Source organism: Mesorhizobium sp. LSHC412B00 (genome assembly GCF_000503035.1).
Lineage (GTDB): Bacteria > Pseudomonadota > Alphaproteobacteria > Rhizobiales > Rhizobiaceae > Mesorhizobium.
The window spans coordinates 306,208-321,234 of the sequence record NZ_AYWB01000001.1; the positions used below are offsets into that span (position 1 = coordinate 306,208).

The following is a 15,027-nucleotide window of genomic DNA, read 5'->3' on the forward strand; positions in this document are numbered from 1 at the left end:
GAAAGGGGCCCGAGATCACCCCTTGGTTTCGCGCAGGACGCGCGATCTTGACAGCCGCTCCTCCAGGGAGCGCCAGTAGTTGGAGACCAGCAGCGAGCCGATCAGGAGCAGGCCGATGATCATGCCTTGGGCGTCGCCGCCGATCTGGTTGAGCGCCAGCACGTTGCGGATGATGGCAATCAAGAGCAGCGCCAGCATGACGCCGGTGAGCCGCCCCTTGCCGCCAAAGACACTGACGCCGCCGAGCAGCACGATGGTGATGACGTCGAGCTCCATGCCGAGCGCATTGTTGGCGCGGGCATTGGAAAGGCGCGCGGTGTAGACGATGCCGGCGATGGCCGCGACGACACCGGAGACGACGAATAGCCTCAGCACCATCTTGCGCGTGTCGATGCCGGAATAGCGCGCCACTTCCGGACTGCCGCCGAGCGCGTAGATGCGCTTGCCGGTCGGCGTCTTCTGCAGCACCACCGCGAAGATCGGCGCCAGCAGCAGGAACGGCACGATGGTCCACGGGATTTGTGTGCCCGGCAGATTGCTGATGCCGAAATCGACAACCGCCGGCGGCAATATGTTGACCGAACCGGTGCCGAGCAGGATGTAGCCAATGCCCCGATACAGCGCCATGGTGCCGAGCGTCACCACCAGCGACTGCAACCCGAGGCCCGACACCAGATAGCCGTTGAAGGCGCCGAGCAGGCCGCCGAAGACGAGCGTCAGCGGAATGGCGGCCAGCGTCGGCACGCCAGCCTGGACAAGCAGGCCAAAAATCACGGATGTCAACGCCAGCACCGAGGCGATCGACAGGTCGATCTCGCGGGTGATGATGAGCAGCGTCATCGGCAGGATCAGCAACGCCTTTTCCGAGGCGCTTGCGGCCAATTGCGAGAGGTTGAAGCCGGAGACGAAATTCGGCACGAAGACCGCCGCATAGATAAAGACGGCGAGGCAGGCGGTCGCCAGCAGCAGATCCCAGAAGTCGATCGAGCGGATAAACTTTCTCATCTCGCCCTCGCCTGTCTTGCCTGTTCGGCACGCCGCACGATGAAGGTGTCGATGCCGATGGCAACCAGGATCACCAGGCCATAGACGCCCTGCAGCCAGAGCGGGTCGACACGCACCAGCGTCAGCCCGTTCTTGATGACCAAGAGAGTGAGCGCGCCAAGGATGATGCCGAGCAGCGTGCCCGAGCCGCCGCGGATGGCGACGCCGCCGACCACTGCCGAGGCGATCACCGTGAGTTCGAAGCCGAGCGCGACGCGGGCATCGATGGTGGCATAGCGCGATGCCCACAGCGCCCCGCACAGACCGCCGAGCAGGCCGGCCATGCCGAAGGCCAGCAGAATGCGCCGGTCGACCGGGATGCCGATCAGCCGTGCGCCGTCGGGGTTGGAGCCGGTGGCAAACAGCTCGCGCCCGGTTGCGGTGCGATAGAGCAGCACATAGCCGGCGCACAGGATGACAATAGCGATGATGACGATCAGCGGCACGCCTGCGATCTTCAGCCCGGTCATGTCGAGCCAGGCTTGCGTGACTTCGTCGGCGCTGACCTGGTCGCCCGCCGCCCAGATCGAGTTGAAACCGCGGAAGATCGACATCGAAGCCAGCGTAACGACGATGGCCGGGATCTTTCCCCAGGTAACGACAAGGCCGTTGAGCAGTCCGGCAAAGCCGCCGACCGCGCAGGCGGTGATCAGGCCGATGCCGATGTCCAATCCGGGATAGGCCTGAACCATGCTGGCCGCCATATAGGCGGAGAGGCCGATCACAGCTGCGATCGACAGGTCGATGTTGCGGGTGATCAGCACCAGCATCTGCGCCAGTGCGGCGACAATCAGCAAGGCCGCGTCCATCGACACAGCGGTGAGGTTCGCCGCGCTCACCATGCGCGGGTTGATGATGGTAACCGGGATGGCGACGGCGAGCATCGCGGCGAGCAGCCCGAACTCCCGCCGCTTCAGAAAATCGAACGGTCCTTTTGCCTTTTCCTCCCGGGCGGCGCGTTCTATCTGCGCTGCCTGGCCGGCGCGTTCATCGGTCCTGGTCGCCGCTTCCAGTACTTTTTCCTGCGTGGCTTGCCCGCGCGAAAACTCGGCAGTCTGGCGGCCTTCGCGCAGCACGACAATGCGGTCGCACATGCCGATCAGCTCGGGCATCTCTGACGAGATCAAAAGGATCGCCATGCCTTGCGCGGCAAGGTCCGCGATCATTGCATGCACTTCCGCCTTGGTGCCGACATCGATGCCTTGCGTCGGCTCGTCGAGGATGAGCACGCGCGGCTCGGTGCGCAGCCACTTGGCCAGCACCACCTTCTGCTGGTTGCCGCCGGATAACTCTTTCACCGGCTGCCCATAACCGGAAAAGCGCAGCTTCATGCGCTTCAGCCAGTCCGCCACCAGACCGATGGCGCGGTCGGTGCCGTAGAGACCGCGTTGTGCGGCCTTGTCGAGAACAGGTAGCACCGCATTGTCGAGGATGGAGAAATCCATCACCAGGCTCTGGCCCATGCGATCTTCCGACACATAGGCGATGCTCGCATCCATGGCGTCGCGCGCCGAGGCGAACTGCACGGGCTTGCCGTCGATCAGGATTTCGCCGGCGTCGGGCCGGTCGATACCGAACAGCACGCGCGCAATCTCGGTGCGTCCGCTGCCGACCAGGCCGCCAAGCCCCAGCACCTCGCCGGCGTGAAGCTTGAGGTCGATGCCGGTAAAGCCGCCGGCGCGCGAAAGTCCCTTCCCCTCCAGCACCAGCGCGCCTGAGGCATGGCGCCGTTCGGGATAGAGGTCGGTGACTTCGCGGCCGACCATCATGCTGATGGCGGCAGCGCGGCCAAGCTCGGCTTTCGGCTTGACGCCGATCAGGCGCCCGTCACGCAGCACCGCGATGCGGTCGGCGATGCGGAAGATTTCATCCATGCGGTGGCCGACGAACATCATCGCCACGCCGTGCAGCCTGAGATCGGCAACGACGGAAAACAGCCGCTCGACCTCGCGTTGCGACAATGCGGCCGTGGGTTCGTCCATGATCAGCACGCGGGCATCCAGCGACAGCGCGCGGGCGATCTCGACCAGTTGTTGTTCAGAGGTACGCAGTGTTCCCAGCCGCGTTGCCGCCGGCACATCGAGCCCGACGGTGGCCAGCACCTTGCGGGCGCCGGCCAGCATGGCGGCATTGTCGATGCCGCCAAAGCGGTCGCGCGGCATGAGGCCGAGATAGATGTTCTCCGCCACCGACAGATCGGGAAACAGGCCAGGATGCTGGTGCATGACCGCAATGCCGGCCGCCTGCGCGTCATGCGGCGAATGGAAGACGGCTGATTTGCCGTCAACCTCGACATGACCGCTGGTGGGAGAATGCACACCGGCCAGAAGCTTCACGCAGGTGCTCTTGCCGGCGCCGTTTTCGCCAAGCAGCGCCAGCACCTCGCCGGAGCGCAATTCGAAGGAGGCGTCCTTGAGCGCAATCGTGCCGCCGAAAGCCTTCGTCGCCTGAACCAGGGCAACAGGAACAGCCCGCACCACCGCAGCGTCGGCTTCGCTTTGTGTGCCCGAGTGCAGCACGTCTCCTCCCTGACCAGTTATTTTTTCAATTTGCTATATTAAATAGCGCAAAGGCGCAACGGCAAAATTGACTTCCATGGTTCTGACGCGCACTGTCGCCTCTCGCACAGGCATCGCAGGATGCTTCGGCCGAAGGTGGTTTCGGCCTCTTGCGGTAAGACGGCGACATTTGAGGAGACGAGGGTTTTGTCAGGGAAAGGCAGCAATTCTGTCAAAGTTCGCCACTACAACGAGCGTTTCGTGCTCGACGCCATCCGTCGCCTCAAGGAAGCCTCCAAGTCCGATCTGGCGCGCGCGGCAAGCCTGACGCCGGCGGCGGTCGCTGCGATCGTCGACGGCCTGGAATCCTCCGGTTTCGTGAAGCAAGTGGGAAAAAGGTTCGGGCAACGCGGATCGCCCTCCACGCTGTACCGGCTGACACCGGAACGAATCTACAGCGTCGGCATCAAGATCGGCCGGCGTGCGCTGGAAGCCGTTCTGGTCGACTTCGCCGGTGAAATCCGAGCAAGAGAGTCGCACGAATACCGCTTCCCCGATCCTGATCTGGTGCTGAAGGCCGGCAACATGGCGCTGGCCACCTTCGAAAAGCTGGTGGATGGGCTTGGCGATGCCAGCATCGTCGGCGTCGGCATTGCCTCACCCTATTTCCTCGGCGGCTGGAGCGAGGAACTCGGCTTTCCCGACGATCTCGGCAGCCGCTGGGAAGCGATCGACCTGACGACTTGCTTTGCCACGCCGGCGAAGACGCCGGTGTTCGTGGAAAACGACGCCACCTCGGCGGCGCTGGCCGAACTTGTCCAGGGCGCCGGCGCCCGCTTCCGCGATTTCATGCACATCTCGATCGACACTTTTGTCGGCGGCGGCCTGGTGCAAGGCGGCAGGGTCCACACCGGGCCGCATGGCAACAGCGCTGCCCTCGGACCCTTGCCGGTCTCGCCCTCAAGCCTCGATTCGGTGGCGGCGAAGCCTGCGCGCTACCAGAGCCTGCTGCATCGCGCCTCGATCTATGTGCTGGTCAATCACCTGAGGTCGCGCGGCGTGGTGATTAATCGTGTGCGGGAACTCGATCCGTTGCCAGCCGAAGCGCGCGTGCCGCTGTTCGAATGGATCGACGATTGTGCGAGCGCGCTGGTCGAGGCGATCATCGCCATCACCTCCATCATCGACATCGAGGCCATCGTTCTCGACTCGATCCTGCCCAGGCCGATCCATCTCGAACTGCTGGCAAGGGTGCAGGCGCAGTTCAACCAGGCCAGCGCAATCGGCATCGTCGCGCCGGAGATCGTGTCGGGGCAATTCGGCCCTGAGGCCTCCTCGATCGGCGCTGCCATGCTTCCGTTCTCGGCGCTGCTGGCGCCCGACAGCGGCGTGCTCATGATCGGCAAGGACCGGACGAAACTGCTGAGCGCGCTGTCCACGCTCGGTGGCGCCAAGGGAAACGGATCAAATCCGCCCACCGACCTGTCGGCCTGAGCGCAATGCGTCGCCCAACGCAGGCATCGGCCGCCCTTGCCCGCCATGGCTTGCACCCTTTCCCGCCTTCCGCTATAGAGCCGCCACCCGCGTAGACACCCTTGGAGGCAACGCGGCGGAAGGCTGCCTTCCCTTGTGATCCCGAACAAAGCTCCGCGTATGCGGTTTCTGGCATTCGGACATCCAGGCCTGGCGGCTTTCGACGTTTACGGTCCAGGCACACTGCCACCGCAAACGCTCCATAAAACGCGAAAGGAAATGCCATGAGCCACGATACATACGAGCTCAAGGCCGAAGCGCGCGAACAGGTCGGTAAGGGGTCCGCCCGTGCAGTTCGCCGCAACGGTAAAGTGCCTGCAGTTATCTACGGCGACAGACAGCCTCCCCTGGCGATTGCGCTGAACTACAAGGACGTCTTCTACAAAATCCATGGCGGCGGGTTTTTGACCACGATCGCCACGATCGATGTCGACGGCAAGAAAATCCAGGTTCTGCCCAAGGATTTCCAGCTCGACCCGGTCAAGGATTTCCCGGTCCATGTCGACTTCCTGCGCATCGGCAAGGACACCGAGGTCAACGTCGACGTGCCCGTCCACTTCATCAATGAAGACAAGTCGCCCGGCATCAAACGCGGCGGCGTGCTCAACATCGTGCGTCACGAAGTCGAGTTCCACTGCCCGGCCAATGCGATCCCGGAATTCATCACCGTCGATCTCACCGGCGCCGACATTGGCGATTCGATCCACATCTCGGCGGTTACCTTGCCGGCCGGCGTCAAGCCGGTGATCTCCGATCGCGATTTCACCATCGCGACCATTGCCGGCTCCTCGGCGATGAAGCCGGAGACGGAAGAGACGGCGGAAGCGGCAGCCCCCGAAGCGGCGGCTCCTGCTGCCGAAGAGAAGTAATTTTCGGGCCCGGAGTTCACGATGCTTGTCTTTGCAGGCCTCGGCAATCCGGGCGCGAAATACGCTGATAACCGGCACAATGTCGGCTTCATGGCGGCGGACGCAATTGCCCGCCGCCATTCGTTTTCGCCCTGGTCGAAGAAGTTCCAGGGCCTGATCGCCGAAGGCACGATTGCCGGCGAAAAGATTCTTCTGATCAAGCCGCAGACCTTCATGAACCTGTCGGGACAGCCGGTCGGCGAAGCCCTGCGCTTCTACAAGCTCGGCCCCGAGGCGCTGACCGTCTTTTACGACGAGATCGACCTGCCGGCCGGCAAATTGCGGGTCAAGGTCGGCGGTGGCGCCGGCGGACACAACGGCATCCGTTCGCTCGACCAGCATCTCGGCAAGAACTTTCGCCGCGTGCGCATCGGCGTCGGCCATCCCGGCGTCCGGGAAATGGTGCAGTCCCATGTGCTCGGCGATTTCGCCAAGGCCGACCGCGAATGGCTGGACGTGCTGCTCGACACCATCGCCGACGATGCCGGGCTGCTGGCCAAGGGCGACGACAGTTCTTTCATGAACCGGGTGACGCTGGCCTTGCGCGACAAACTAACGCCAACCGGCGACGACGACCGGCCGCCGCCAAAGGCGCCGAAGGCTGAGGGCCCGAAAGCTCAAAGCCACATCCGCCAGGCACGGCCACAGCAGGCGCCGGCCAAGCTGCCGGAAAGCGGCCCTATGGCCGCCATGCTGAAGAAACTGTTCGGCAAGAAGGACTGAGCGTCGATAGGATCGGGACCGCGGGGCTTGACGTTGCTCACTCCTATCGCCCATAGCCCTCATCAAATTTCTAGTTTCCCGATAGGACCGGACACATGGGTTTCAAATGCGGCATCGTTGGCTTGCCCAACGTCGGCAAGTCGACGCTTTTCAACGCGTTGACCAGGACGGCGGCGGCGCAGGCCGCCAACTATCCGTTCTGCACCATCGAACCGAACACCGGCGAGGTGGCGGTGCCTGATCCGCGGCTGCAGAAGATCGCCGCAATCGCCAAGTCTAAGGAGATCATCCCGACCCGCATCTCCTTCGTCGACATCGCCGGCCTGGTGCGCGGCGCCTCCAAGGGCGAAGGGCTGGGCAACCAGTTCCTCGCCAACATCCGTGAGGTCGACGCCATCGTGCATGTGCTGCGCTGCTTCGAGGATGACGACATCACCCATGTCGAGGGCAAGATCGACCCTGTCGCCGACGCCGATACAGTCGAGACCGAGCTGATGCTCGCCGACCTCGACAGCCTCGAGCGCCGCATCGTGCAGATCCGCAAGCGCGCCGGCAGCAAGGACAAGGAAGCAACCACCGTGCTGCCGATGATGGAGGCAGCACTCGAGCTGCTGCAAGCCGGCAAGCCGACCCGCATCCTGCTCAAGGGCATTTCAGCGGAAGACCTGCGCATCCTGCAGGGACTGAACCTCTTGACCTCACACCCCGTACTCTATGTCTGCAACGTCGCCGAAGCCGACGCCGCTACCGGCAACGAGCACACCAAGGCCGTGGAAAAGATGGCGACAGCGCAGGGCGCCGGCACCGTCGTAATCTCGGCCGCGATCGAGGCCGAAGTCGCCCAGCTCTCCGACGAAGAAGAGATGGAGTTCCTGTCGTCGCTCGGTCTCGACGAACCCGGCCTCAACAAGGTCATCCGCGCCGGCTATGATCTGTTGCATCTCATCACCTATTTCACCGCCGGGCCGAAAGAGACGCGCGCCTGGACCATCCACAAGGGCGACAAGGCCCCGCAGGCCGCCGGCGTCATCCACACCGACTTCGAGCGCGGCTTCATCCGCGCCCAGACCATCGCCTATAACGACTACGTCACGCTGGGCGGCGAAGTGGCGGCCAAGGAGGCCGGCAAGGCGCGCGACGAAGGCAAGGAATATGTCGTCCAGGATGGCGATGTCCTGCTGTTCAAGTTCAACACCTGAGGCGCCGCGGCTGGCGCGCTGACGGCGACCGATCACGGCTTCGTCAAGTGGAGGAGCCGGCATGCCGCTTCGCTTGACTGCCCTTGGCACCGGGTCTATGGCCGTTTGCATGCGACTTGGCCGTCCCCGTGGGAACGGCGGCGCGTGCAAGACCCATCGCTATTAAACGAAACCTTGGGCTCAACCAACGGAGACCGGCGATGATCAAGGCCTTCGTCGTCGACAATGATCGCCTGCGCCTCGCCGACGATCTCGTGGCCAATGGCGATCAGGTCGTCTGGGCCGACCTTCTCAACCCGACCAAGGAAGAGGAAGCAACGATCGAGACCTGGCTCGGCGTTGCCATCCCGACGCGCGAGGAGATGGAGGAGATCGAGATTTCGAGCCGCCTCTACATCGAGGACGGCGCCTATTTCATGACCGCCACCCTGCCGGCGCAGACCGAAATCGATGATCCCTTGATGTCGCCGGTTACCTTTGTGCTTGCCGGCCCGAGACTGGTCACCATCCGCTATCATGAACCGAAGGCGTTCAAGACCTTTCCGCTGCGCGCCGAGAAGGTGGCGACCGGCTGCACCACCGGCAACACCATCCTGATCGGCCTGCTGGAGGCGATCGTCGACCGGCTGGCCGACATTCTCGAACGCGCCGGCCGCGACATCGAGACGATCTCGCGCGATATCTTCGAAGCGCGCTCGACCAAGGTGAACAAGCGCAACCGCGATTTCCAGGAACTGCTCAAGGCCATCGGCCGCAAGGAGGACATCGCCTCCTCGATCCGCGACAGCCTGATCTCGCTGCAGCGCCTCACTGGCTTCCTCGCCCATGTCGCGACCCAGATCAAGATGAGCAAGGACATCCGCGCCCGCATCAAGACCGTGTCGCGCGACGTGCTGTCGCTCGCCGACCACGCCACCTTCCTGTCGCAGAAGATCTCGTTCCTGCTCGACGCCACGCTGGGCATGATCTCGATCGAGCAGAACGCCATCATCAAGATCTTCTCGGTCGCCGCCGTCATCTTCCTGCCGCCGACGCTGGTGGCTTCGATCTACGGCATGAATTTCGACATCATCCCGGAGCTGAAATGGGAGCTCGGCTATCCCTTCGCCATCGCCCTGATGATCCTGTCGGCGATCCTGCCGTTCTGGTATTTCCGCCGCCGCGGCTGGTTGTAGGCCCAATAGAATTCGCTTGACCAAACGCCGCCCGGACGGCATCCGGATGCCCGGTGATCGTACAACCGGATTGGGATCATGACCGCAAAAAGCTGGGCCTACGAGGATTTCACCGAGGGCGCATCGATCGACCTCGGCGCCAAGCAGGTGAGTGCGGCCGAAATCATCGAATTCGCCACCGAATTCGACCCGCAGCCGATGCATCTCGACGAAGCCGCCGGCAAGGCCAGCATCCTTGGCGGCTTGGCCGCCTCCGGCTGGCACACCTGCGCGATCTTCATGCGCATGCTGTGCGACGCCTTCCTGCTCGACTCGACCGCGCAAGGCGCGCCCGGCATCGACCAGGTCAAATGGAAGAAGCCGGTGCTGGCCGGCGACACACTGGCCGGCAGCACCAGCGTGCTTGCCAGGCGCCTGTCGAAATCCAGGCCTCAGCTCGGCCTCGTCACCTTGCGCAGCGAACTGTTCAACCAGCGCGGTGAAAGCGTCTTCGAACTTGAGAACACTGTCATGTTCTTGACCCGCGAGGCCGGCGCATGAGCCTCGACGCGTTCTTCCGCATCGGCGATACAATCAACCTCGGTTCGCACACATTTCAAGCCGAGGCGATCAAGGCGTTCGCCTGCAAATACGATCCACAGGTCTTTCATGTCGACGAGGAGGCGGCGAAGAAAAGCGTGTTCGGCCGCCTCTGCGCCTCAGGCTGGCACACCGCGGCCACCTGGATGAAGCTCAATCTCAAAAATCCTATGGACGCTTCTCAATGGACCGGACCCGGCCCGGTACCAGAATTCGGCCCCTCCCCCGGCTTCAGGAACCTGAAATGGCCAAAGCCGGTCTATGCCGGCGAAACCGTCACCTTCATGCGCACGGCCCTGTCCCACCGCCCGCTTGCCACCCGCCCCGGCTGGCGCCTGCTGGCGCTGCGCTCGGAAGGTTCCGATTCGGCAGGCGACAAGGTGCTGGAGTTCGACAGCGCCGTGCTGGTGAAGGCTGGGTAGGGCTAGGGTTTAGGCAGTAGGGATTAGGCAGCAGTGGGTGCTGCGCCTTGCACGGAATGCGGAGCTTCCCTCCCTACTCCCTACTCCCTACTCCCTACTCCCTACTCCCTACTCCCTACTCCCTACTCCCTAATGCCCCTCAAACCCGATCAACGTCCGCACCGGCACGCTCAGCGCTTCGAGCTTCGCCCGTCCGCCGAGATCCGGCAGGTCGATGACGAAGCACGCGGCAAGAATATCGGCGCCGATCTGCCTCAGCAGCTTGACCGCCGCCTCCGCCGTGCCGCCGGTCGCGATCAGGTCGTCCACCAGGATCACCTTCTCGCCCGGCGCAACGCCGTCCTTGTGCATCTCCATCTCGTCCAGCCCGTATTCCAGGCTGTAGGCGACGCGTACCGTCTCGTAAGGCAGCTTGCCCTTCTTGCGGATCGGCACGAAACCGGCCGAAAGCTGGTGCGCGACCGCACCGCCGAGGATGAAGCCGCGTGCCTCGATGCCGGCGATCTTGTCGATCTTCTGGCCGGCATAGGGATGCACAAGCTCGTCGATGGCGCGGCGGAAGGCGCGCGCATTGCCGAGCAAAGTGGTGATGTCGCGAAACAGGATGCCGGGCTTGGGGTAGTCCGGAATGGTGCGGATCGCGGCGAGCAGCGTGTCTTCGAGCGAGGATTTCATGGGTCGAGATTACCTGAAACGGAGGTTGTTGCGCGACAATTGTTCGATCGAACTGCAGCCCATCAGCTTCATGCCGCGCTCGATCTCGACCCGCATCTGCTCCAGCGCCCGCTCGACGCCCGGCTGTCCGGCCGCCGCCAAGGGGAACAGATAGTAGCGGCCGACGCCAACAGCCTTGGCGCCGAGCGACAGCGCCTTCAGCACATGGGTGCCGCGCTGCACGCCGCCATCCATGATGACGTCTATTCTGTCGCCGACGGCATCGACGATCTCGGCCAGTTGGTCGAACGCCGCCCGCGAGCCGTCCAGCTGCCGGCCGCCATGGTTGGACAGCACAATGCCGCTGCAGCCGATCTCGACGGCGCGCTTGGCATCCTCCACCGACATGACGCCCTTGAGACAGAACGGACCTCCCCACAGTCTGACCATCTCGGCAACATCGTCCCAGGTCATCGACGGATCGAGCATCTCGGTGAAGTAGCGGCTGATCGACATCGTGCCGCCGCCCATGTCGACATGCTCGTCGAGCTGCGGCAGCTTGAACCCCTCATGGGTGAAATAGTTGATCGCCCAGCCCGGCTTCAGCGCGAACTGCAGCATGCCGGCAAGGTTGAGCTTGAAGGGGATGGCAAAGCCGGTGCGCTTGTCGCGCTCGCGGTTGCCTCCGGTGATGCTGTCGACGGTCAGCATCATCACTTCGACTCCAACCGCTTTCGCCCGCTGCATCATCGCCCGGTTGAGGCCGCGATCCCGGTGGAAATAGAACTGGTAGACCTGCGGGCTGCTGCTGATCTTGCGCGCTTCCTCAAGACTGACGGTGCCGAGCGAGGACACGCCGAACATCGTGCCGAATTTGGCCGAAGCCTTGGCCACCGCGCGCTCGCCTTGATGATGGAACAGCCGCTGCAAGGCGGTCGGCGAGCAATAGACGGGCATGGCCAGCTTCTGGCCCATCACCGTCACCGACATGTCGATCTCGCTTACCCCGCGCAGCACGTTGGGAACGAGGTCGCAGCGCTCGAAGCTCTCGGTGTTGCGGCGATAGGTGACCTCATCGTCGGCCGCGCCATCGATGTAGTTGAAGATTGGCCCCGGCAACCGCTGCTGGGCCATGCGCCGGAAATCGGAAAAGTTGTGACAGTCGCGTAGCCGCATCATCGATCCCAAATGCCCCTTTAGCCGGCGATCCGCCGGGCGCGCGTGCAATACCAATCGCATGGCGGCGTGCCAACGGACTTCTTACTGGACGGCTGCTGCGCCAAGATGCGAACCATGTCCGGTTTGGCAAGCAAAAAGGGCGTCCGAAGACGCCCTTTCCATTTCCGAGGAATAAGATGCGGCTTAGTGCGCCACGCCTTCCCACACCTTGCGCTTGGTCAGATACATCAGCGCCCCGAACAGAAGCAGAAACACCAGCACGCGGAAGCCGGTCTTCTTGCGGTCTTCCATATGCGGCTCGGCCGCCCACATCAGGAACGCCGAGACGTCGCGCGAATACTGGTCGATCGTCTGCGGCGAACCGTCATCATAGGTGACCTGGCCGTCGGACAGCGGCTTGGGCATCTTCAGCGACACGCCGGACATGAAGTATGGATTGTAGTGGGTGCCTTCGGGGATCACCATGCCGGCAGGTGGCGTCTCGTCGTAGCCTGTCAGCAGCGAATGGATGTAGTCCGGGCCGCCCTGCGCATATTGCGTGAAGATGTCGAAGACGAAGCGCGGGAAGCCGCGCTCGACGCCGCGCGCCTTGGCCAGCAGCGACATATCCGGTGGGGCAGCGCCGCCGTTGGAAGCGGCAGCCGCCTCTTCATTGGCGAACGGCGCCGGGAAATGGTCTGACGGCTTGCCCGGCCGGTCGAACATGTCGCCGGCATCGTTGGGTCCATCATGGATGGTGTACTCGGCCGACAGCGACTTGATCTGCGCTTCCGAATAGCCGAGGTCCTCCAGCGTGCGGAACGCCACCAGATTCATCGAGTGGCAGGCCGAGCAGACTTCCTTGTAGACCTTCAAGCCACGCTGCAGCTGCGCCTTGTCGTAGGTGCCGAACGGACCGGCAAAAGTCCAGTCCATCTCCTTCGGCTCGTGGATCGGGAAATGCGTCGGTGCCGCCGCGTTGTGCGCCTCTTCAGCGGCGATCGCCACACTGCCGACGGCTCCGATGCCAGCGGCAAACACGCCTAGCAGGGCGAGCGAGGTGAGAATCTTTTTCATGCCAAATCCCCTTAGATTCTCACTCAGCCTTTGGTTTCCGGCGCCGCGGTCGCACCGGCCGGATGTCCCCCTCCGGCACCCTTGTTCTTCTCCAGCACCGCCTCGGTGATCGAATTCGGCAGTCTGCGTGGCGTCTCGATCAGGCCAAGCACCGGCAGGATGACGAGGAAGAAGGCGAAGTAGAACAGTGTCGCCGCTTGAGCGTAGCCAACGTAGTTGCCCGAGACCTCACCTATCAGGAGGGTCAACAGACCGCCGCCTTCCGCCGGCTGCGAGCCAAGCCAGCCAAGCAGGACAGCGTCTGCGACGAACAGCCAGAAGAACAGCTTGTACCAGGGCCGGTAGACCGCCGAGCGCACCTTGGAGGTGTCGAGCCACGGCACCAGGAACAGCATGACGATGGCGCCGAACATGCACAGCACGCCACCGAGCTTGGAGTTGATCGGCCCGATGTTGAAGGTGATCGCGCGCAGGATCGCGTAGAACGGCAGGAAGTACCATTCCGGCACGATGTGGGCCGGCGTCTTCAGCGGGTTGGCGATCGTGTAATTGTCCGGATGGCCGAGAAAGTTCGGCAGGTAGAAGACGAAATAGGCGAAGAAGAACAGGAACACGATCATGCCGAATGCATCCTTGATGGTCGCATAGGGCGTAAAGGCAACGGTGTCGGTCTTCGATTTCACCTCGATGCCGGTCGGGTTCGACTGGCCGACCACATGCAGCGCCCAGATGTGCAGCACGACAACGCCGGCAATCATGAACGGCAGCAAATAGTGCAGCGCAAAGAAGCGGTTGAGCGTCGGGTTGTCGACGGCGAAACCGCCGAGCAGCAGTTCCTGGATCCAGTTTCCGACCAGCGGAATGGCGCTGAAGAAGCCGGTGATGACGGTGGCGCCCCAGAAGCTCATCTGACCCCAAGGCAGCACATAGCCCATGAAGCCGGTCGCCATCATCAGCAGATAGATGATGCAGCCGAGGATCCACAGCAGCTCGCGCGGCGCCTTGTAGGAGCCGTAATAAAGCCCGCGGAAGATGTGGATGTAGACGGCGACGAAGAAGAACGAGGCGCCGTTGGAATGCATGTAGCGCAACAGCCAGCCCGAATTGACGTCGCGCATGATCTTCTCGACCGAATTGAAGGCGAGGTTGGTGTCGGCGGTATAGTGCATGGCCAGCACGATACCGGTCAGGATCTGCGCCACCAGCATGATCGTGAGGATGCCGCCGAAGGTCCACGCATAGTTAAGGTTGCGCGGCACCGGATAGGCGATGAAGCTGTCATAGACCATGCGCGGCAGCGGCATGCGGGCGTCGAACCAGCGTTCGATACCGGTCTTGGGCGTATAGGTCGAGTGTCCCTCGCTCATCGAATTATCCCCTGCCTCAACCGATAAGGATTTTGGTATCGGAAATGAACTTGAATACCGGCACGGCCATGTTTTCCGGCGCCGGGCCTTTGCGGATGCGGCCGGCGGTATCGTACACCGAACCGTGGCACGGGCAGAACCAGCCGCCGAAATCGCCTTCCTGGCCAAGCGGAATGCACCCCAGATGCGTGCAGACCTGCACCATCACCATCCAGGCTTCCTTGCCGGGCGTGGTGCGGTTGGCGTCGGTCGCCGGCGCATCGGCGGGCAGATTGGCGTTGCGGGCAATAGGATCCTTGAGATCGGCAAGGTTCACGGCTTCGCCGTCCTTCATCTCCTGCTCGGTGCGATTGCGCACCACGACCGGCTTGCCGCGCCATTTGACGATCAGCGACATGCCAGGCGTCAGCGAGGCGACATCGACCTCGACCGAGGCCAGCGCCAGCGTCGAGGCATCGGGGCGCATCTGGTCGATGAACGGCCAGGCGACGGCACCTGCGCCAACCACTGCGGCCATGCCGGTGGCGACGTAGAGAAAATCACGACGGTTGGGATCCTGGGTGTCGGTTGCGCTCACGGGTGCCTGATCCTTTCGCCTCTTCCGAGCCGGCCGCCGAGCTTTGTCCCCGCTCCATCGCGCCGGCCCGACAGCGCATGGCGAACAAGCTAGCGAATTCCTCCGGCATTTGG

General features: G+C 63.1%; 14 protein-coding genes. 7 read left to right on the forward strand and 7 right to left on the reverse strand.

Translation table 11 applies throughout. The features are described from left to right. Positions 1 to 15: 15 nt before the first annotated feature. On the reverse strand, positions 16 to 1,005 hold the full coding sequence (locus tag X757_RS163035) for an ABC transporter permease (RefSeq protein WP_023724955.1): 990 nt from the start codon (positions 1,003 to 1,005) through the stop codon (positions 16 to 18). Continuing rightward, entirely contained in the window at positions 1,002 to 3,563 is a 2,562-nt protein-coding gene (locus X757_RS1000000166105) for an ATP-binding cassette domain-containing protein (protein ID WP_023724956.1), read from the reverse strand. The genes X757_RS163035 and X757_RS1000000166105 overlap by 4 nt, the downstream gene beginning before the upstream one ends. Positions 3,564 to 3,749: 186 nt before the next feature. Here X757_RS1000000166105 and X757_RS163030 point away from each other — a divergent pair, with 186 nt between their 5' ends. The 7 genes from X757_RS163030 (at position 3,750) to X757_RS163000 (ending at position 10,081) form a co-directional block, all read left to right on the forward strand. Further along, positions 3,750 to 5,036, forward strand: a complete 1,287-nt coding sequence (locus tag X757_RS163030) for an ROK family transcriptional regulator (RefSeq protein ID WP_023724957.1) — start codon at positions 3,750 to 3,752, stop codon at positions 5,034 to 5,036. A gap of 263 nt (positions 5,037 to 5,299) precedes the next feature. Then, entirely contained in the window at positions 5,300 to 5,944 is a 645-nt protein-coding gene (locus X757_RS163025) for a 50S ribosomal protein L25/general stress protein Ctc (protein WP_023686131.1), read from the forward strand. A 21-nt stretch (positions 5,945 to 5,965) separates the two neighbouring features. Next, positions 5,966 to 6,706 (forward strand): aminoacyl-tRNA hydrolase, encoded by a 741-nt coding sequence (gene pth, locus X757_RS163020; RefSeq protein ID WP_023724958.1) that lies wholly within the window; start codon positions 5,966 to 5,968, stop codon positions 6,704 to 6,706. Between the two features lie 95 nt (positions 6,707 to 6,801). Continuing rightward, a complete protein-coding gene (gene ychF / locus X757_RS163015; RefSeq protein WP_023724959.1) occupies positions 6,802 to 7,905 on the forward strand; it encodes a redox-regulated ATPase YchF in 1,104 nt (367 codons plus the stop codon). A 200-nt stretch (positions 7,906 to 8,105) separates the two neighbouring features. Next, positions 8,106 to 9,080 carry a magnesium/cobalt transporter CorA gene (corA, locus tag X757_RS163010; protein ID WP_023724960.1) on the forward strand — a complete coding sequence of 325 codons (975 nt, stop codon included), beginning with the start codon at positions 8,106 to 8,108 and terminating at the stop codon, positions 9,078 to 9,080. A gap of 78 nt (positions 9,081 to 9,158) precedes the next feature. Continuing rightward, positions 9,159 to 9,620 (forward strand): MaoC family dehydratase, encoded by a 462-nt coding sequence (locus tag X757_RS163005; protein ID WP_023670033.1) that lies wholly within the window; start codon positions 9,159 to 9,161, stop codon positions 9,618 to 9,620. Then, on the forward strand, positions 9,617 to 10,081 hold the full coding sequence (locus X757_RS163000) for a MaoC family dehydratase (protein ID WP_023724961.1): 465 nt from the start codon (positions 9,617 to 9,619) through the stop codon (positions 10,079 to 10,081). Before X757_RS163005 ends, X757_RS163000 begins: the two co-directional genes overlap by 4 nt. Before the next feature lie 129 nt (positions 10,082 to 10,210). Here X757_RS163000 and X757_RS162995 read toward each other — a convergent pair whose 3' ends face one another. The 5 genes from X757_RS162995 to petA all read right to left on the reverse strand — a co-directional run bounded on the left by X757_RS162995 (position 10,211) and on the right by petA (position 14,914). Then, a complete protein-coding gene (locus X757_RS162995) occupies positions 10,211 to 10,756 on the reverse strand; it encodes an adenine phosphoribosyltransferase (protein ID WP_023724962.1) in 546 nt (181 codons plus the stop codon). Positions 10,757 to 10,765: 9 nt separating this feature from the next. Beyond that, entirely contained in the window at positions 10,766 to 11,911 is a 1,146-nt protein-coding gene (locus X757_RS162990; protein WP_023691587.1) for an alpha-hydroxy acid oxidase, read from the reverse strand. 186 nt (positions 11,912 to 12,097) lie between these two features. Continuing rightward, positions 12,098 to 12,970, reverse strand: a complete 873-nt coding sequence (locus X757_RS162985) for a cytochrome c1 (protein WP_023670029.1) — start codon at positions 12,968 to 12,970, stop codon at positions 12,098 to 12,100. 23 nt (positions 12,971 to 12,993) lie between these two features. After that, positions 12,994 to 14,337: a cytochrome b N-terminal domain-containing protein gene (locus tag X757_RS162980; RefSeq protein WP_023724963.1), complete on the reverse strand. Its 1,344-nt coding sequence runs from the start codon at positions 14,335 to 14,337 to the stop codon at positions 12,994 to 12,996. A gap of 16 nt (positions 14,338 to 14,353) precedes the next feature. After that, positions 14,354 to 14,914, reverse strand: coding sequence for a ubiquinol-cytochrome c reductase iron-sulfur subunit (petA, locus tag X757_RS162975; RefSeq protein WP_023670027.1), 561 nt, complete (start codon positions 14,912 to 14,914; stop codon positions 14,354 to 14,356). Between the last annotated feature and the right edge of the window lie 113 nt (positions 14,915 to 15,027).